The 18,767-nt window shown below is 58.0% G+C and carries 17 protein-coding genes; 9 read left to right on the top strand and 8 right to left on the bottom strand.

All coding sequences use genetic code 11. The features are described 5' to 3' along the window. Positions 1–8: 8 nt before the first annotated feature. From BUB60_RS07040 to BUB60_RS07030, 3 genes are all read right to left on the bottom strand, one after another. A complete protein-coding gene (locus tag BUB60_RS07040) occupies positions 9–602 on the bottom strand; it encodes a DUF1836 domain-containing protein (protein ID WP_073077156.1) in 594 nt (197 codons plus the stop codon). 182 nt (positions 603–784) lie between these two features. Then, the gene (locus tag BUB60_RS07035; protein WP_073077154.1) at positions 785–2,041 is read right to left on the bottom strand and encodes a DNA polymerase Y family protein; all 1,257 of its coding nucleotides are present in this window, start codon (positions 2,039–2,041) and stop codon (positions 785–787) included. A gap of 9 nt (positions 2,042–2,050) precedes the next feature. Continuing rightward, complete coding sequence (locus BUB60_RS07030; RefSeq protein ID WP_084726319.1) at positions 2,051–2,338, bottom strand: hypothetical protein; 288 nt, start codon at positions 2,336–2,338, stop codon at positions 2,051–2,053. 178 nt (positions 2,339–2,516) lie between these two features. Between BUB60_RS07030 and BUB60_RS07025 the strand changes: the two genes are divergently transcribed. The 5 genes from BUB60_RS07025 (at position 2,517) to BUB60_RS07005 (ending at position 5,051) form a co-directional block, all read left to right on the top strand. Beyond that, positions 2,517–2,942 carry a helix-turn-helix transcriptional regulator gene (locus BUB60_RS07025; protein ID WP_073077152.1) on the top strand — a complete coding sequence of 142 codons (426 nt, stop codon included), beginning with the start codon at positions 2,517–2,519 and terminating at the stop codon, positions 2,940–2,942. A 2-nt stretch (positions 2,943–2,944) separates the two neighbouring features. Continuing rightward, complete coding sequence (locus tag BUB60_RS07020) at positions 2,945–3,250, top strand: hypothetical protein (RefSeq protein WP_073077150.1); 306 nt, start codon at positions 2,945–2,947, stop codon at positions 3,248–3,250. Positions 3,251–3,425: 175 nt separating this feature from the next. After that, a complete protein-coding gene (locus BUB60_RS07015; RefSeq protein ID WP_073077147.1) occupies positions 3,426–3,956 on the top strand; it encodes an ImmA/IrrE family metallo-endopeptidase in 531 nt (176 codons plus the stop codon). Positions 3,957–4,021: 65 nt separating this feature from the next. After that, entirely contained in the window at positions 4,022–4,459 is a 438-nt protein-coding gene (locus tag BUB60_RS07010) for a PH domain-containing protein (RefSeq protein ID WP_073077145.1), read from the top strand. A 16-nt stretch (positions 4,460–4,475) separates the two neighbouring features. Next, complete coding sequence (locus BUB60_RS07005) at positions 4,476–5,051, top strand: SOS response-associated peptidase (RefSeq protein WP_073077143.1); 576 nt, start codon at positions 4,476–4,478, stop codon at positions 5,049–5,051. A gap of 57 nt (positions 5,052–5,108) precedes the next feature. Here the strand turns inward: BUB60_RS07005 and BUB60_RS07000 are convergent, their stop codons facing one another. From BUB60_RS07000 to BUB60_RS06990, 3 genes are all read right to left on the bottom strand, one after another. Further along, a complete protein-coding gene (locus tag BUB60_RS07000) occupies positions 5,109–6,806 on the bottom strand; it encodes an S-layer homology domain-containing protein (protein WP_073077140.1) in 1,698 nt (565 codons plus the stop codon). A 279-nt stretch (positions 6,807–7,085) separates the two neighbouring features. Further along, positions 7,086–8,714 (bottom strand): MBL fold metallo-hydrolase RNA specificity domain-containing protein, encoded by a 1,629-nt coding sequence (locus BUB60_RS06995; RefSeq protein WP_073077137.1) that lies wholly within the window; start codon positions 8,712–8,714, stop codon positions 7,086–7,088. A gap of 293 nt (positions 8,715–9,007) precedes the next feature. Beyond that, positions 9,008–12,478, bottom strand: a complete 3,471-nt coding sequence (locus BUB60_RS06990; RefSeq protein ID WP_073077135.1) for a DNA polymerase III subunit alpha — start codon at positions 12,476–12,478, stop codon at positions 9,008–9,010. A gap of 390 nt (positions 12,479–12,868) precedes the next feature. Here BUB60_RS06990 and BUB60_RS06985 point away from each other — a divergent pair, with 390 nt between their 5' ends. The 3 genes from BUB60_RS06985 to BUB60_RS06975 all read left to right on the top strand — a co-directional run bounded on the left by BUB60_RS06985 (position 12,869) and on the right by BUB60_RS06975 (position 15,274). Further along, entirely contained in the window at positions 12,869–13,729 is an 861-nt protein-coding gene (locus tag BUB60_RS06985; protein ID WP_073077133.1) for a transporter substrate-binding domain-containing protein, read from the top strand. Between the two features lie 100 nt (positions 13,730–13,829). After that, entirely contained in the window at positions 13,830–14,477 is a 648-nt protein-coding gene (locus BUB60_RS06980; RefSeq protein WP_073077131.1) for an amino acid ABC transporter permease, read from the top strand. An 11-nt stretch (positions 14,478–14,488) separates the two neighbouring features. Continuing rightward, positions 14,489–15,274, top strand: a complete 786-nt coding sequence (locus tag BUB60_RS06975) for an amino acid ABC transporter ATP-binding protein (protein ID WP_073077128.1) — start codon at positions 14,489–14,491, stop codon at positions 15,272–15,274. A 118-nt stretch (positions 15,275–15,392) separates the two neighbouring features. Here BUB60_RS06975 and BUB60_RS06970 read toward each other — a convergent pair whose 3' ends face one another. Together BUB60_RS06970 and BUB60_RS06965 are read right to left on the bottom strand one after the other, a co-directional pair. Then, on the bottom strand, positions 15,393–16,046 hold the full coding sequence (locus tag BUB60_RS06970) for an SEC-C metal-binding domain-containing protein (RefSeq protein WP_073077125.1): 654 nt from the start codon (positions 16,044–16,046) through the stop codon (positions 15,393–15,395). After that, on the bottom strand, positions 16,039–17,283 hold the full coding sequence (locus BUB60_RS06965; protein WP_073077123.1) for an MFS transporter: 1,245 nt from the start codon (positions 17,281–17,283) through the stop codon (positions 16,039–16,041). The genes BUB60_RS06970 and BUB60_RS06965 overlap by 8 nt, the downstream gene beginning before the upstream one ends. A 176-nt stretch (positions 17,284–17,459) precedes the next feature. Here BUB60_RS06965 and BUB60_RS06960 point away from each other — a divergent pair, with 176 nt between their 5' ends. Then, entirely contained in the window at positions 17,460–18,731 is a 1,272-nt protein-coding gene (locus tag BUB60_RS06960; protein WP_073077121.1) for a M14 family metallopeptidase, read from the top strand. The last annotated feature ends 36 nt before the right edge of the window (positions 18,732–18,767 follow it).

The following is an 18,767-nucleotide window of genomic DNA, read 5'->3' as shown; positions in this document are numbered from 1 at the left end:
CTATTATATTATACCGTTGCCTTTAGTTTAAATATAAGCTCGTCGGCCTTTTGCTTGAGCAGGCTGGACTGATAAGCCGTCAGCATGATAAAAATGACTTCCTTGATCTTTGAGGCATCACCTTCCTTTTGCTTAAGGCTTTTTGCCAGCTCTTCACCGGCAGCCTTTTCATAGCCCTCCACATCGCCGGGTGCGATGCCCTTTGTTTTTACCACGGCGCCGTTGAACAGCTCAAACAGCTCTTTTTCCGACAGCGTGCCCTTTGAAAAATCATTCACATACTGCAGCAGCAGCCTGATGTCCTCCAGCTCCACCGCGCGGCGCAGCGCGTTAAAAATCAGTATCCGCGCCACTTGGTTCTCATCGTAAAACCGCCCTTTTCTCGGCGGGTCCACAAAATTCCGTTTGACCCAGTTCTGAATCGTCTCTTTCGTCAGATTGTCCGCAATATGTGTGATCTGCGAGAGCAGCAATCCGGAACCAAACCCGAGAAGCGGCGTGAGCTTGCCTCCCAAAAAACCGCCGGCCTCGGCAAAAACGGCACCGAGCACTCCCCCGATCTTAATAATTGTGCCCGGAATGGTATACTTATTATCCTCCATCATAAGTCTCCAAATCTCTCTTATCTATATTTCACACTATATCATGAGTTCACATGACTGTCAATAGTACTCAAGTGACTTTTTATATAGGTCAATACCCTATGCCAATAAGGCATTGCACACCTTTAGAGGGCAGACACGAGGTCTGCCCCTACGGCCGGTCACATTGGCCCGGCGCATCATTACACCGGTTTTGTAACGCCGGTGCGGCGGCTTTTGCTCAAGCCACCGCCCATCGGCGAAAACACATCGCCGATAAAACAGGCCCGGCAGATGGACTCCTCGCCGAATTTTTCGCGGATGGCGTCAACCGCCGCGTCCAGCTTTTCGAGCCGCGCGTACTTCTGTCCGTCCCAGATGTTAAATTGGCGGCAGCCGTCCCTGTCTACCCTGGCGACATGGACCCCAAGCTGACGAAGGGGTGTTTTTCTATCCCATAAATCGTCAAACACACGGCAGGCGTAATGGTACAGCTCCCCGGTGACATTTGTGTGGGACATCATCTGCGCCTGGCGGGACTTGTCGGCAAATTGATTGCTCCGTATGCTGACGGTCATGACCGCGCCCGTCTGGCCGTCCCTGCGCATGCGCATCCCGACCGTTTCGCACAGCGACAGCAGCACCCTGTGGGCCGTGGCCCTGTCGGTCACGTCGAACGGCGTGGTGGCGGAGTTGCCGTAGCCCTTGTTCAGCGCCGCCTCGTCGGTCACGTCGTCATATCCTCTACCGTTGGCGTAATTCCAGATGACCTCCCCCTGTTTTTTCAGGTGCGCCTTGAGAAACGGCAGGTCCGCCTTGGCAAGCTCCCCGATGGTGTTTATCCCGAACGCCCGCAGCTTCCGTTCCGTGGCGGGCCCCACGAGAAACAGGTCCCGAACCGGCAGAGGCCACATCTTCTCCTCGATCTCGCGGGGGAAAAGCGTATGGACTTTGTCGGGTTTTAGAAAATCGCCGGCCATCTTGGAAAGCAGCTTGTTGGAGGATATGCCGATATTGACAGTGAATCCGAGCTCCGTCTTAATGCGCTCCTTCAATTTTTCAGCCGCCGCGACCGGCGCGGCGCAGGCTTCATCCATACCGGTGACGTCGGCGTAGGCCTCGTCTATGGAGTATTGCTCGACAATAGGAGTGAACTCGCGGAGAAGCGCTATCAGCCTTCTGGACGCCTCCACATACAGGTCGTAATCGGGCCGCTCCACGATCAGGTGCGGGCACTTGCCCTTTGCCTCGAAAAGCGGCTCGCCGGTCCTGATGCCATAGGCCTTTGCCGGGATGCTTTTGGCAAGGACGATCGACCGCCGGGCTTCCTTGTCGCCGGCGATAACGGCGGGTACATTCCGCAAATCCACGCGCTTTCCCAGCACGCCCACCTGATACGCCGCGGTCCAGGACAGAAAGGCGCTGTTGACGTCTACATGATAAATAATTTTTTTGTTCATAACCATATCTCAGTAAATGATGCGAAAGAGCACCCATTTATGGGACCTCACCGTATATTTCAGCTCGAACTGCTTCTCTTCTCCATGAAGGACGGCGCGGCAGACATAGATAAAAGCCTCTATGCCCACATATTGAACCTCCTTGGAAGACACGATTTTCGTGATGCTGACGGTGTGAATAAAATCCTCACCGTCCTCAAACCGAAAACGAATGGGACTGATCGTCCCGTCGGCATTGCACAAGGAGATCATCTGTACAGGGATGTCGAGAATGTCCAATGTTTTATAGCCTCCCACAAACGGCACCTCCGAAAAAGTTCTGCTTGACAGATGAAGTTCTGACATTTATAATGAATTTAAACTTCGTCAACTTCACTTTTAATATAATGCCCCGGCGGCGTGTTGTCAATACAAAAAGCGAAGTATACGAAGTTGTTGATGTAGGCGGGCAAATTTCCTGAGAGGATTGATACGGATGAAAACATTTTCAGACAAGATACGCGAGGCGCGGATTTTGTGCAAGCTGACGCAGGAGGAGCTCGGAAATCTCATTGGGGTCAGCAAGCGGGCCGTCCTCGCCTATGAAACGGAGGGCGTCCGCCCGCGGCACAATGTGAAGGTAAAGCTGGCCGAAGCGCTCCGCGTATCGGTGGACTATCTCGACCGGGACGATATTGACGACCCCACGTATGGTCTGGAAAAATCTGAGTATATTGAAGAAACCCGCGGCCGGTTCGGCAGCCGTGCCGCCCACGAGATGGAATTTCTCCTGGAGCGGAACGCGGCGCTTTTTGCCGGCGGCCATCTGGACCAGGAAGCCAAGGACTCTTTCTTTGAAGCCGTGACCAAGGCGTACTGGGCTGCCAAGGAAGAAGCGCGGAAGACATACGGGCGGAAATAATCATGGTCTATGCCGTTGATTTTGACGGGACGCTGTGCGTTAACGCGTTTCCCGAGATCGGCGCTCCGCGTCACGAAATCATCAATTTTGTCAAAGGGCGCCGGCGGGACGGCGATAAGATCATTCTCTGGACGTGCCGGAGCGGATGGGCGCTGGAAAGCGCCATCCGCTGGTGCATGCGCCACGGGCTCGAGTTCGACGCCGTCAACGACAACCTTGCCGAAAACATCGCCTCCTTCAACAACAACAGCCGGAAGGTCAGCGCGGATTTCTATATCGACGACCGGAATCTGTCGCTGGAGGTATAGGGACTGGAGCTTGTCCCTTTGACAGGGCTTCACCCCCCACCGCACAGTACCCCGCCAGCTTCCCCTGGGGGAAGCTGGCGGGGAAGCTGGCGGCGAAGCTGACTGATGAGGGCCCCTTGTACCGCGCGGCGGTGCCGCTATTGATAATATTCCAAATAAGGCAGGTGAAAGCAGAATGACCATCGACACAATCAGCGGCGAGGTGCAGCGCATCCGGCGGAAATACGACGAGGCGGACCCGGAGCGTCTGGCCGAGGCGATGGGCATCCTGCTGCTTTCCGAGCCTATGGGCGACCAGGCAAACGCCTGCAAGGGCTTTTATCTCTGTCAGTCGCGGGCGCAGGTCATCACGGTGAACAGCAGCCTGCCGGAGGAGCTGCGGCGCATCATCCTGTGCCATGAGCTGGGCCACGCCGTACTGCACCGCAAGGCGGCCGGCGTCCGGGCTTTCCATGATTTCAGCCTGTTTGACGAGACGTCTGTCTATGAGTATGAGGCCAACATCTTTGCCGCCGATTTTTTGATGGAGGACGACAGGGTCCTCGGCCTGTTAAACGACGACATCTCCTTTTTCGGCGCGGCCGCCGCGCTGGGCGTGCCACCGGAACTCCTGGACTTCAAGTTCCGGGTTTTGAAACGCAAGGGCTACAAGGTCATCGACCCGCCGATCCTGTCCCGGGGTGATTTCCTGAAAAAAATCCATTGACAAATCCCACGCGATTGGTGACGATAGCAGAGTGATACTGTAAATAGAATCCCGAGGTGATCTCCATGCGCGCAAAATCGGCCGTCGACCGTCGGTTCCGGGCTGTTGTATTCGGCGTTATTGTTTTTCTGTTCGCCGCCGCCGTGCTTTTTACGACGGCGATATCGTTCGCGCCGTATCAGATCGTGATCGGCTGCGGCGCCGTTCTGGCTGCCTCAGCTTTTCTGCTGTGGCTCCTGTACGGCACGTTCTACGAGCTGCGCGATGATTATCTGTACTGCCGGAGCGGCCCGTTCGTGGAAAAGATTGGGTACGACCAGATCAAATATCTCGGGTACAGCGAAAACATGCTCTCTTCCATGGCGCTGTCGTCCAAGCGCATTGAGATCCGGCAGTACGGGAAGGGCTTCGTCAATGGCACGATAATGATCTCTCCGGAAAACCGGGAGATTTTTCTCGGATACCTGCGGCAGCGCTGCCACTGTCTGGACAAAGCCAGCTGAGAAAGGAGCGTCTGTCATGTGTGGGCGGTACAATTTTATCCTTGCGCGCGACGATTTTGGCAGCCTGCTGAAACAGGCCGAAAGCTGCAGCGGCGCTTCACCGCGCCTCAAGGACATAAAAAGCGGCGACATCTGCCCGACGGATATCGTCCCCATTGTCACAAAGGATGGCCCTGTTCTCATGCGATGGGGCTTTTCGGGGTACGACGGCAAGGGGCAGGTCATTAACGCACGGCTCGAGACCGCGGCGGAAAAGCCGATGTTCAGAAAATCGTATGCGCAGTGCCGCTGTCTCGTCCCGGCCGGGCATTATTTTGAGTGGCGGAAGGACGGGACGAAAAAACAGAAGTACGCCATCGGGACGGGCACGCCGATGTATATGGCCGGCCTCTACAGATCTGAGCCGGGCGATCCCCTGCCCCACTTCGTCATCCTCACCCGGTCAGCCGCGCCCGGCATCGCCTTTATTCACGACCGCATGCCGGTCATCGTCCCGGAAAGCCTGCGGAACAGATGGCTGGCCTCCCCCATCGGCGCACGCGAGCTGCTGTCGGCGTCGGATGAAAGCATCGCGTACAGGGAAACCGTCTGAACAAATTATAAGGGCTGACTTCCGAAGTTCCGGAAGTCAGCCCTTTGTTTTATGTCGCTACTTCTGCGCCGCCAGCCACGACGGGATATCAAAGTAGATTTGACGGTCTGCGGTGTCGGCATAAGCCGGGACGATGCCGAGCCGCCAGATGGATACGCCGGTCACGCCGAACATCTTTGCCAGCGCCATCTTGGCGTCGACGCTGCGCGTGTCCTCGTACCAGGTGATGTTGTCCGTGTTGTCTGTGGCGTTATGATATGTAATGTACGGGTTTTGGTATTTATCGGAATAGTTCAGTAATGCCGTCGGGTCCAGCATCCTGCTGTAAATGGCCGCCGGGTCCGGCTTGTACGCGGTCTGATTGATGATCTTGCCGTCGGTGAGCTTCCATTGTACGCTGTTAAAGCTCACGGCCAGCGCGATCTTGCTTTTGTCGGCGACGCCGGTGGCGCTGTCGGTGATCGCCTGGAGCGCCGTGTAAACCTCATAGATGGGCGACACCGGCGTGGTGGTAAAGGCCGCACCCATCTCCGCCGCGGTGAGGGAATTGGCCGCGTAGTCGTGGGCCATCAGGATGACCTTGTCGGCGTATGTCCCGATCGTTTTATAATCATAGGCGTTATAATACTGGCCGTCCGACATCACCGGCTGGACGCAGACGTAAATGGACGCCCCCAGGCTGTCCGTCTGCGCCTTCAGCTCCTGCAGGAACTGGTTCAGGCCGGTTTTCAGCGCGTCGCCGCGCATTTCCTCAAAATCGATCGTCACGCCGGCATAATTGTTCTCCCGCCGGAGCTCGGCGACGATCTGGGCGATTGCCTGCGCGCGCCGCGCCGGGTCTGTCAGAACCGCGGTGCACGCGTCCGTGGCCGTGCCGTCCGGCAGCGTCACCTTCTGCGCCGCGGTCATGTAAACGTCCAGGTTATCCTTGACCCCGTTCCCCTGCGCGAGCTGGACGACCTCCTGATATCCCTGCGGGATGCTGTAGGAGTTCCCGCCGGCCGACGTCGTGTTGAGCACCGCCGCGCCATTCGCGTCTACCTCCATCCGGCTCCAGCCGAAGGAGACGGCGCTGAGATCCGGGATCAGGTCTCTCTGGGCATAAGAAGAGATCGCGTAAAAAGCGTGCGTCCAGTCCAGCTTGGAATAAAACCTGTCGTTGAGCCGGACCATCATGGCGGCGGCTTCCTCGCGGGACGCGCTGCCGGACGGGGTAAAGGTCGTGGTGGTCGTGCCGTTGATGATGCCGAACTCATACGCCATCGCGATGAACGTTTTATTATTTGTGACGTCGGTAAACGGCAGACTGATATTTTTCAGGGAACCGGCCAGCGTCGTATAGCCCAGCCCGCGGACGAGCATGATGGCCATTTCCTCCCGCGTGATGTTGTCGTTCGGCCGGAAGGCCGCGCTGTCGGCCGCGACGGCCCCGTTTTTGACGGCCGTTTCGATATTACTGTAATACCAGGCCGTCGTATCGGCATTGTCCGTAAAGGTCGGCTTGTCGGGGCTGACAAGGTCCCAGTGGAACAGCCGCGTGAGCATGACCGTAAACTGCGCCCGCGTCACCTTGTCCCCGTAGCCGAAAAGGCCGCTGTCGTAACCGGTCATGACCCCCAGCTCGACCGCCTTTGAGATATCGGCCCCGGCCCAGCTGTCCGCCGGCACATCGGGAAATCCGGCGGCATACGCCTTGGGCACAAGACAGAAGGTAAAAACAAAAACCAATATAACACTGATGATTCTTCTTTTCATATGACACTCCAATTTCATTGGCAGCCGCCAGAGCGGCAGCACCGTACATCTTCCGTTATCCGTCGGAGAGGCTCGCGGCGGTAGAAAAGAGGCGCGGCGGCACCCGGCCCGATGAGGCGAGCGCCTGCCGAGGCATTTTCTGTATCCGCCGGTTCATAGCACCTCTTCTACCAAATCATACACCTTTTTCCGCATACGTCAACTGTACCGCGGCAAAATAAAACCAATTTTTACAAAAATCGCCATATCCTGTTGTGATACGGCGGTCTTTGTGCGCGGCTATCTATCCCATTTCTTCGCCAGAGCGATGATCTGGTCTGTAAACGCCGCCAGGTCCTTATTCGAGCCGCCGTAGTTGTGCGCGATGACGTCGAGCAGGCGCGTGCCGGCCGAGAGGAGACGCTGATAAACGGGCGACTCCCGATTCGCGGCGTCGGCCTGCCGCCTGTCGCCGCGCCGTCTTTCCTCCGCCAGCTGTTCGGGGGCGCTGCCCTCGGCGATGAGCGTTTCAGTCATAAGATCGTAGACCGCCGTGAATTTTGGCGCGTAGGCGTCAAAGCCCAGGGATTTGAGCGTATCGGTAAAGATATCGCAGACCTCTTCCTCGCCGTGGACGACAAAGACCTTCGCCGGCTTCGGATCGAACGCGCCGACCCATTTCAAAAGCCCGTCCCTGTCGGCGTGGGCGCTCATGCCGCGAAAGCTCAGTATCTGGCACTTAACGGCGATCTCCTCGCCGAAAAGCATCACCTTGGAGGCGGCCCTGTCGACGAGTATCCGGCCGAGCGTCCCCTTGGCCTGGAAGCCCACAAAGACAACCGTACACTCGGGACGCCACAGGTTGTGCTTGAGGTGATGCCTGATGCGGCCCGCGTCGCACATTCCGCTGGACGAAATGATGACCTTCGGGACGGTGTCGAAGTTGATGGCCTTTGAATCCTCGGAGGTTTCCGAGATGTGCAGATCATCGAACGCAAGAAATTTCTTGCCCGACCTGATCACGTCTATGGTCTCCTGATCAAGATAGCCCTCCATCCCGCCTTCATATATGCGCGTGGCGGCATTGCCCAGAGGGCTGTCCACGTAGACCGGGAAGTTCGGCGCGCTCTTTACAAGGCTCCGCTCCTTCATTTCGCGGATAAAGTACAAAAGCTCCTGCGTTCGCCCGATGGCGAAGGAGGGGATGATCACGTTTCCGCCGCGGCCGAGCGTTTCGTCGATGATCTTGGCCAGGTCCACCGTATAGTCGGCCGGGACCTCGTGGTTCCTGTCGCCGTACGTCGACTCCATAAGGACCACGTCCGCCTCCTTCAGGTATTGGGGGTCCCGGATGATCGGCTGGCCGACGTTGCCGATGTCGCCGGAGAAGACGACCTTTTTCGTGACGCTGTCCTCTGTCAGCCACATCTCCACGTAAGCTGAGCCCAGCAGATGCCCGGCGTCGACAAAGCGGATTTTAACGCCCTCGTCGATGGTGATTTCCTCGTTGTACTGGCAGGGTATGATATATTTAAAAACCTCCTCGGCGTCCTCCATGGTGTAGAGCGGCTCGGTGTCCTTATTCCCCGCCCGTTTGCCTTTTCGGGATTTCCAGCCGGCCTCAAACTCCTGGATGTGCGCCGAGTCCCGGAGCATGATCTCCAAAAGCTCCACCGTGGCGCCGGTGGCATATATCTTATTCCGAAAGCCCTGCTTGACGAGCAGCGGCAACCTGCCCGAATGGTCGATGTGGGCGTGCGTCATGACGACATAGTCGATTGCCGCCGGGTCAAAGGGGAAATCCTGTTTGGAGCCGTTGTCGCTGCCCTGCTGCATGCCGCAGTCCACGAGAATCTTCTTCCCCCGGACCTCCACCCCATGGCAGCTGCCTGTGACCTCCCGGTCTGCGCCGTAAAATGAAAGCTTCATAATGTACCTCTTTAAATGTATTTTGATATTAAGCCGACGGCAGCAATGGCCACATTATCGGCGAAGAAAAAACCCGCAGGAAAAAGCGTGGCGCGTCTGGGAAGCCGCGCCCTACGCAGTGACGCGAGAATAGCGGAAACGGGACGGGCGATTAATAATCGCCCATACATAAAAATCGGAAGATTTGCCGACCTATTCGGGATATGGGGCGCAACCCCATGGCGCCTCGCGCGAAGCGCGGGCTCTTGAGGGGGCGGGCACAGCCCTATACCTTACTCGGGCAGGTGGGTGGGCTATTTAAGTACCACGTTGTCGCGCCCGAACATGCCCTGCAGCTCCGTGATGAGCGCCTCGTGGAGGACGCAGCGGGCGCCGCGCCGTTTTTTTGTGTCGTCAAAATATAAAACCATCTGTTCGTTGCCGGGAAACATGACCAGGATGAGCTTCAACCGCTCGTAGCCGGCGTCGTTTTCGCTGGGCACCTTGACGTAAAGCTTCTTTTCGCCGGGGGGCGCCTCGCCGGGCATCGCGTCCATATCGGACAGCGGCCGGATCGTATCCACCACCAGCTGCGGCTCCTTTTCGTCGCGGGCCGACAGCTTCCCGGTAATGTAAACGGGCAGATTCTCCTTGACGTAGACGCCGCCGGTATCGAGGGCGCGCTGGAAGGCCAGCAGCTCCATGCTGCCCGTCCCGTCTTCTATGGTGATATACGCCATAAGGCTGTTGTTGCGGGTCGTCTTTGTCTTGACGGCGGAGATGACCCCGGCGATCGTCACCTGCTGCTCGTCGCGGAACTCCGTGTTGCCGCCCTCCCTGGCAAAGTCGGCGAGGATTTTGCCGATGGAGGCGGCGCCGAGACGGCGGACGGCCTGCGCGTATTCGTCCATCGGATGCCCCGTCAGGTAGAGGCCGGTGACTTCGTGCTCCATGGCCATCAGCTCGCGCGTGGTGTATTCCGGTACGTCGGGCAGCGGTATCTTCTGGACGGCGGCCGGCTCGTCCGGCGCGGCGCCAAAACCGAAAAGGTCCATCTGGCCGTCCACGTTCCGGCGCTTGGCGGCGGCGACGCTCTCCAGGGCCGTCTCGCAGATCATTACCAGTTGGCGGCGCTTCACACCGAAGCTGTCGAAGCCGCCGCATTTGATGAGGCTTTCGAGGGCGCGGCGGTTTAAATCCCCGCCGTACATCCGGCGGCAGAATTCCTCAAAATCGCGAAAGGGCCCGCCCGACTCCCGCTCCGCCATCAGATCGCGGATAAAACCGCGGCCGATGTTCTTGACGGCCACAAGGCCGTAACGGATATTGTCCCCGCTCACGGAGAACATATCGCCCGACTCGTTGACATCCGGCGGGAGGAGCTTTATGCCCATCACCCGGCACTCCTCCGTATATTCCGCGATCTTTTCCGGAAAGTCCAGTACGGAGGACAGAAGCGCCGCCATGTACTCCCTGGGATAATGACACTTCAGGTACGCCGTCTGATAGGAGACGACGGCGTACGCCACGGCATGGGCCTTGTTGAAGGCGTAGTTGGCGAAATCGTAGATCTCGTCGTAGATGCTGCCGGCCACCTCGCGGGAGATGCCGTTTTTCACGGCGCCGCAGATGTCCCGCGACGGGTCGCCGTCGATGAAGGTTTTGCGCTCCTTTTCGATCTCAGCCTGCTTTTTCTTGGACATGGCCCGGCGGATCATATCGGCCTGGCCCAGCGAAAAGCCGCCGAGCTTACGGAATATCTCGATGACCTGCTCCTGATAAACGATGCAGCCGTACGTGACGCGCAGAATCGGCTCCAGGAGCGGATGCTTATAGGTGATCCTCTCGGGATGCCTGTTGTTCTCAAGAAAGCGCGGGATGGAATCCATCGGGCCGGGGCGATAGAGCGCGATGATGGCCGTGATGTCCTCGATGCTCTTCGGCCCGAGGCCGGTGGCCACGCCGGTCATGCCGCTGGACTCCAGCTGGAAGACGCCCAGTGTCTTGCCCGCCGTCAGCATATCGTAGGTGGGCTTGTCGCCGTCGGGAATATCGTCCACGGAGAAGCCGGGTTCTGTCTTCCGTATCTCCGCCTCGGCGTCGCGGATGACGGTGAGGTTGCGAAGGCCCAGAAAGTCCATTTTCAAAAGGCCCAGCTCCTCCAGCGTCGTCATGACGTACTGGGTGGCAATGGAGTCGTCCTTTTTCGACAGCGTCAGCGGGACATACTCGCAGACGGGGCTTTTGGTGATGACGACGCCGGCGGCGTGGGTGCCGGAATCCTTGGGCATGTCCTCCAGCGCCATGGCCGTATCGATGACGCGCCGGATGCGTTCGTCTCCGTCGTACATCTCTTTAAGGCGCTTCGACGTGGCCAGCGCGTCGGCCAGCTTGATGTTGAGAACGCTGGGCACCTCGCGGGCCAGCTCGTTTTCCTCGGCAAAGGTGAAGCCCATGGCCTTGGCAACGTTACGGACAGCGTTTTTCGCCTTCAGTGTGTTGAAGGTGACGATCTGCGCCACATGGTCCTCGCCGTATTTGCGCTTGACATAGTCGATGACCTCGCCCCGCCGGCGCTCGCAGAAGTCGATGTCGATATCCGGCATGCTGACCCGTTCGGGATTTAGAAACCGCTCGAAGTAGAGGCCGTATTTGATGGGGTCCACCGTGGTGATGTCCAGGCAGTAGGACACGACGCTCCCGGCCGCCGAGCCCCTGCCCGGCCCCACCGGTATCCCCTCGCGCTTGGCGTAGGCGATAAAGTCCGAGGTGATGAGGAAGTAGTCGGTAAAGCCCATGCGCTCGATCATGTCCAGCTCGTAGAAGAGCTGCTCCTTCACCTCTTCCCTGCCCTCGCCGTATCTCTTCTCAAACCCCTTGAGGCAGAGCTCCCTGAGATATTCCGCGGCAACGACCCCTTCCGGCAGCTTGAATTCCGGCAGGTGGTACTTGTTGAATTCAAACTCAATATTGCACATGGCGGCGATTTTGGCGGTATTGTCGCAGGCCTCGGCCTGCTGCGGGAACAGCGCGCGCATCTCTTCCTCGGACTTTAAGTAAAACTCCTCGGTCTCAAAGCGCATCCGGTCGGTGTCGTTTACCGTTTTGCCGGTTTGGATGCACATGAGAACATCCTGCGCCGCGGCGTCCTTTTTGGCGATGTAATGGGCGTCGTTTGTCGCCACGAGCGGTATGCCCGTCTCGCCGCTGATTTTAACGATATCGGCGTTGACCGTCTTCTGCTCCTGGATACCGTGGTCCTGCAGCTCGAGATAAAAGCTGTCCGGCCCGAAAATATCGCGCATTTCCAGCGCTTTGGCTTTCGCCGCATCGTAATTCCCCTGCAGAATAAGCTGCGGGATCTCTCCCGCGAGGCACGCGGACAGCGCAATGAGCCCCTCGTGATATTCCCGCAAAAGCTCCATGTCGACGCGCGGCTTGATGTAAAAGCCCTCCGTGTACGCGCGGCTGACGAGCATACAGAGGTTTTTATAGCCGGTCATATTCCTGCACAGAAGGACGAGATGGTTCCGGCCCGCGTCGGTGTTGTGCTCCATATCGAAGCGGGAACGCGCGGCGACGTAGACCTCGCAGCCGATGATCGGGCGGATACCGGCCTTAACGGCTTCCTTGTAAAAATTGATGACGCCGTACATGGCGCCATGATCCGTGACGGCCACGGCGTCAAAGCCCAACTCGCGCGATTTGGCGACCAGGTCCTTCACGCGGCAGGCGCCGTCTAAAAGGCTGTATTCGCTGTGGACATGCAGATGTGTAAACGCCAAAGGACGTCGCCTCCTGTCGTAATGTTGACAGCATTATTTTAATACTTCTTCATTGCCTTTTCAACAGTTGTTCGGCTATTGTCCCCTTTGACGCAGTTTACGTATTTTTAACGTTATTTTTTATGTATTTCATGAAAATCCCGTTTGATTATTGCATTAGCGAACTGATGTGATATAATGAACTCTGCATTCATTGTATCGGCCACGCACCGTCTCAGGCGGCGCGCGCCGGATTAAAGCCCTCGCGCTCCATGTGCGCGAACGGCCGTATCATAGCTGACCGTACAAGCAGGTATTACTTCGCGTTGCCGGCGCCCGCGCCCCGGACATGAAATAGCTGCTTTGCAGTTGCGTTATGATAGCTCTGACATTGCCTTATGGAGGAATAAAATGAAAAGGTTTATCAGTATCGTATGTGTGCTGCTGCTCGTCCTGGCCCTCGCCGGCTGCGCGACCGGCAACACCGCCACAACCAGCCCGTCCGGCGCAAGCGGCGCCGCGTCCCCCAGCGCATCCGCAGCCGCCGACGACGATTGGGCCTACATAAAGCAAAAGGGCGAGCTCGTTATCGGCATCACCGAGACCGCGCCAATGAACTTTTACGACAAGGATGGAAAGACTCTGATCGGTTTCGATACCGAATTTGCCGAAGCTGCCTGTGCCAAACTCGGCGTCAAACCCAAGTTTGAGATTATTAACTGGGATTCCAAGGAATTAGAGCTTAAATCCAAGAATATCGACTGCATTTGGAACGGCCTGACCGTGATGGAAGACCGTAAGGAAAATATGGCTTTCACAAGTAATTATCTTACAAACCGCCAGGTTGTCGTGGTGAAGGCCTCAAACGCGGACAAATACAAGGACGCCGCCAGCCTGAAAGGCGCCGCTATTGTCGCGGAAAAGGGCTCCGCCGGCGAGGAGGCAATATCCGTCAATCTGGCGGATACAACATATACCCCTGTGGATTCGCAAGCGAACGCTCTGCTTGAAGTTAAGGCCGGCACATCCGACGCGGCCGTTCTCGACTACACGATGGCCTCATACCTGACAGGTCCCGGGACAGATTATTCCGATCTGCAGATCGTCACGGGCATCAATTTGGGCGACAGCGAGTTCTACGCCATTGGTTTCCGCCTGAACAGCACAGCTGTGGCGCAGTTCAACGACGTAATCGCCGAGTTCCAGAAAGACGGCACCTTCAAGACGGTCGCCGATAAATACAGTCTGGCGGACCTGCTGGTCACCGCGTAATATCAACTGCTGATTTTTTATTAAAATAGGGGCAGGAGTTCAAACTCCTGCCCTTGTAAACTGTCCAACCGACAAAAGCGTGAAAGGACTAACCGTTAACATGAGCTTTATGGCTGTAACGCAGATGCTGCTCGAAGGCTTTTATTCGACAGTTTTAATTTTTGTTATCACGTTGGTCTGTGCGGCGCCGCTGGGACTGGTTGTCTCCTTCGGCTCAATGAGCCGATTCAGGCCACTCAAATGGCTGACAAAAACGTTTGTCTGGATCATCCGCGGGACGCCGTTAATGCTTCAGGTCATCATGATATTCTACGTGCCGGGCCTCCTGTTTGACTCGCCGTCCCAATCACGACTGACGGCTGTACTGATTGCATTCATCATCAACTACTCGGCGTACTTTTCTGAAATATACAGGAGCGGCATCGAAGGCGTGCCGCGGGGCCAGTATGAGGCGGGCCAGGTTCTTGGGATGACGAAGTCCCAGATATTTTTTAAAGTCATCCTGCTGCAGGTCATCAAGCGCATCGTGCCGCCCATGTCCAACGAGATCATCACGCTCGTTAAAGACACGTCGCTGGCGCGCATTATCTCCTTCGGCGAAATCATCATGGCGGCGGAATCTATTGTCAGGACAAAGGGCCTCGTGTGGCCGCTTTTCTACACGGGCGTGTTTTACCTTTTGTTCTGCGGCATACTGACGCTGCTGTTCGGGTATATTGAGCGCAGGCTCAGCTATTTCAGGGTTTAGGAGGGCGCGATATGGCGATTCTGGAAGTCAAGAATCTGAAGAAGTGCTTCGGCGCCGTCTGCGTTTTGAACGGCATCGACTTTTCTTTGGAAAAGGGCGAGTCGCTGGCGATCATCGGCTCGTCCGGCAGCGGCAAGACGACGCTGCTCCGGTGCCTCAATTTCCTCGAGCTGGCCGACGGCGGCACCATCAGCGTCGGCGGCGAGGTCATTTTCGACGGCGTCAATCCGTCCACGTTTTCGGACAGCGAGGTCCGCAGAAAACGGCTGCACTTCGGGCTGGTGTTTCAGTCCTTCAACCTGTTCCCCCAGTTTACGGCGCTCAAAAACGTGACGCTCGCCTCGGAGCTCCTCGCCAAAGAGCGGCCCGATTACAAGGACAACAAAAAGACGCTCCTCTCTGATATCGACAAAAACGCCCGGGAGATCCTCGACCAGGTCGGCCTGTCGGACAAGCTGGAGTACTACCCCCACCAGCTCTCAGGCGGTCAACAGCAGCGCGTGGCCATCGCCAGGGCTCTGGCCCTGCACCCCGACATTCTCTGCTTTGACGAGCCGACGTCGGCCCTAGACCCGGAGCTGACCGGCGAGGTTTTAAAGGTCATCCGCAGCCTCGCCGAACGGAAGACGACGATGGTCATCGTCACCCACGAGATGCAGTTTGCCCGGGAGGTCTCCGACAAGCTCCTCTTTATGGACGGCGGCGTCGTGGTGGAGCAGGGCCCGCCGGAGGAGATTTTCACAAATCCCAGAGAGGAACGGACAAAGCAGTTTCTGGAGCGCTATACGGGCGCGTAGTGCCCGGCGGCGTTCATCCGCAGGCTGAATATCCTTTTGAAATGCAAAGCAACGAAGAATCTCCGGGTAACCTTATGCCGGCGCAAGCGGCAAGGTACCCGGAGATTCTTTACGTCGTTCAGAATGACGCGGTTTTGAGCTCGGCGTATTCCGCGAGCTTTTCAATATAATCGGCTTCGCTGAGGGTGAGCATGTCGCGGTAAAACGGGGCGTCCGGTATATTGTCCGGGAGGACGCCGTCGCGGAAGATCAGCGTGAAATAGTAAAAAAGCGGGGCCGGGCGGCGGACGAGCACGCCGTCTTTGTACCTCAACAGCACAAAATCGATGGACGCGCCGCAGCCGAGACACAAAAGCGGCCTGACGCGGCGGGCGGCGCAGTCCTCCCCCCTGAGAAAAACACACGGGAAGGGCAGCGCCGTCTCGTTCAGCGACGCAAGCTCGCCGGGCGTGGTTTTTCCCCCGGCTTTCTCCGCGATATCCGGGCGCTCGGCTTCCAGGTATCGCCGGCACTCCCACGACCGGTCGACGACCTGCCGGATTTCCTCCGCCGTCCAATGGCGCAGCATGTCGTCCAAAAGCTGAACAAACTCAGCTTCAGAGACGAGGAAGCACTGGGACCGCAAGGGGCTCCGGCAGGCGGAACCATTCGCGGCGCCGCACCGCGCCTGGAGCCGGTAGAGCTTTGCAACGAGGCTGTCACAGCGGATATGGCCGTGGCAATCCGCGTGTTTCTTTCCGCTCCCGCAGAAGCAGGCTGTGTCGTTACTCATGAGAAGCATCTCCTTTCAAGGCGCGCCCGGGCACCCTGCCGCCCGTTTTCACCAACGGCGCACTCAGGGCCCGGAAGATCACGGAAAGCAGGATGGCGCCGGCGCCGGCGATGAAGACCGCCTGGGCGTCGAAAAAATGCATGAGGATATATGTCACCCCGATACCCAGAAGCTTTGCGGCAGAAGAGCACAGGTCCCGGACACCCGACACCCTGGCCGTATAGTCGGCCCGCGCCGTTTTCAGCAGCGTCGTCACCAGCAGCGTCGCACTCAGCGCGGTGCTGAACCCCTCCACAGCGGTGGTCCCGAGAATGGCGGGCAGGCTGCGCGTTGTGGAGTTAAAGCACCATACGAGCGCAACGACGGCAAGGAACAGGTTGGCGAAGGCGAAGGAATTGCCGCCCAGCGTCTTCTGATGCCGCACCAGAAAGAGCATCGCAAAGACGTTCATCCCGTAAAGGACGGACAGGAGCAGGCCCCAATAGGCGCTCGTCACCCTGAGGGTATCGAAGGCATAGGAGTAAAAAGCGATGTTGACGGAGACGGCGGCAAAATCGACGACGGCCATGGTCAGGATAGTCTGTCTGAGCGGCGCGCTGTCAAAGCAGTAGCGGAGCCCTCGCAGCACCTCGCCGGGGGCGCTCCGCGGCGGTCCGACCGGCTGCCGGCCGACGTGCAGATACGAGAGCGTCAGCGCGGACAGAAAATAGAAGGCACCGCCCACAAAAAAGACCGTGGCGGCCCCGCTCCGGCCGAGCACGACACCCGTGAGCGCCGGCATGATCAGGCTGACGACGCCGTATCCGCCGCTGAGGAGCGAATTTCCCCGGAGCAGCTGGTCCTTCGTCAGCAGCGCCGCCAGCGTCTTGTTCCTGGCCGGACTGTACAGGACGTCCAAAAGCCCCGAGAGCATCATGACGATAAAAAGCGACGGCACCGTCCGGCAGAAGGAGAACGAGATGACGAGGCCGCCGCGCAGGATGTCACAGAGCAGCAGCAGATTCCGCGCCTTAAATCTGTCGCCCAGCCCGCCGGCAACGAGCGACAGCAGGACGCCCGGCAGCGGCGCGCAGACGATGGAAAAGCCCGCCAAAAGTCCGGAATTGGTCATCGAAACGATCAGCTTCGCCACGGCGACCACCTGGACAAACGCGCCGCAGCTCACAAAATTCTGGCTCATAAAAAACAGCAGGAACCGGCTGTTCAAAAACAGGCGTTCAGTCCTCGCTGTCCTCATGGCGCGTCTCCTTGCAAAGTCGTTGCTACATCATATGACCGCGCCGGGCGCATCATACGCGCAAAACATCCCGCCCCGGCGCTTCTCTCCGCGGCCGGATCAAATTCCACCCGCCGGACAGCCACATTTCTCCCCCCGCGAAATAGAATATACAAACTAGAAAAGCAGGGAATGAAATGGAAACTTTATTGTTGGGCTCCACCGGCCCGAACGTCAAGCTCATACAGAGTCTTCTAAACAGGATCGGCTACAGCGCCGGCGCGGTCGACGGGGCCTTCGGCTCCAGGACGCGTCAGGCCGTTATTCAGTTCCAGCAGGATTACGGGCTGACGCCGGACGGCGTCGTCGGGCCCGCCACCTGGGCCGCCATGGAACGCCTCCTGCTGGGCTACGACGACTATAACGTCCGCCCCGGAGACACGGTCTACGCCATCGCGCGGCGGTTTTACACAACGGAAAACGCCATCCTGACGGCAAACCCGGGCATCAACCCGAACAATCTTTATATCGGCCAGCACCTCACCGTCCCCTACGGGATCGACGTGGTCTATACCGATATCGACTATACATACGATATCCTTTCCCGGCAGCTCCGGGGTCTGCGGGCCCGGTATCCCTTTCTGGAGGTCAGCAGCATCGGGACGAGCGTTATGGGCAAAAGCCTCTATGCCGTCCGTCTCGGGCGCGGGACCAATCAGGTCTTTTACAACGCCGCCCACCACGCCAACGAATGGATCACCACGCCGCTTTTGATGAAATTCATCGAAAACGTCTCCAGGGCCTTCTCCGTCGGCGGCCGGCTGGGGAACTACAGCATCCCCGACATCTGGAGCCGGACCAGCATTTATATCGTGCCGATGGTGAATCCCGACGGCGTGGATCTGGTGAACTACTGGCCCAATTATTCGGCCGACGCGTACCGCCAGGCGGCGCAGCTCAACCGGACGGGGCTCCCCCTCCCCAGCGTGTGGAAGGCCAATATCAGGGGCACCGACCTCAATCTGAATTACCCCGCCGAATGGGAGCGCGGCCGTCAGTACGAGCTGGAGCAGGGCATCACCGGCCCGGGTCCCAGGGATTACGGCGGGCCCGGACCGCTCAGCGAGCCGGAGACGGTCAGCATGGCCAATTTCACCCGGCAGCACGATTTCCGGCTCGTCATCGCTTACCACACGCAGGGGAACGTCATTTTTTATCAGTTTGAAAATCTCGAGCCGCCCGAGTCCACGACCATCGCGCAGCTTTTCTCCCGCGTCAGCGGCTACGCCATCGCGGCAAATCCCGAGGAGGCGTCATATGCCGGGTATAAGGACTGGTTCATCCAGGAATACAGGCGGCCCGGCTTTACCATTGAGGTGGGCCTCGGCGTCAATCCGGTGCCGGTCAGCCAGTTCCCCACGATCTACAGTCAAAACGAGGAAATCCTCCTGTTGGGCGCGCTGGTGTGACGGCTGAATAACCTATGTAACGGAAGGCGAACGCAG

Source organism: Sporobacter termitidis DSM 10068 (assembly GCF_900130065.1).
Lineage (GTDB): Bacteria > Bacillota > Clostridia > Oscillospirales > Oscillospiraceae > Sporobacter > Sporobacter termitidis.
Note: the sequence above shows the minus strand (reverse complement) of the source record. Positions and strands in the feature narration are given on the sequence as shown.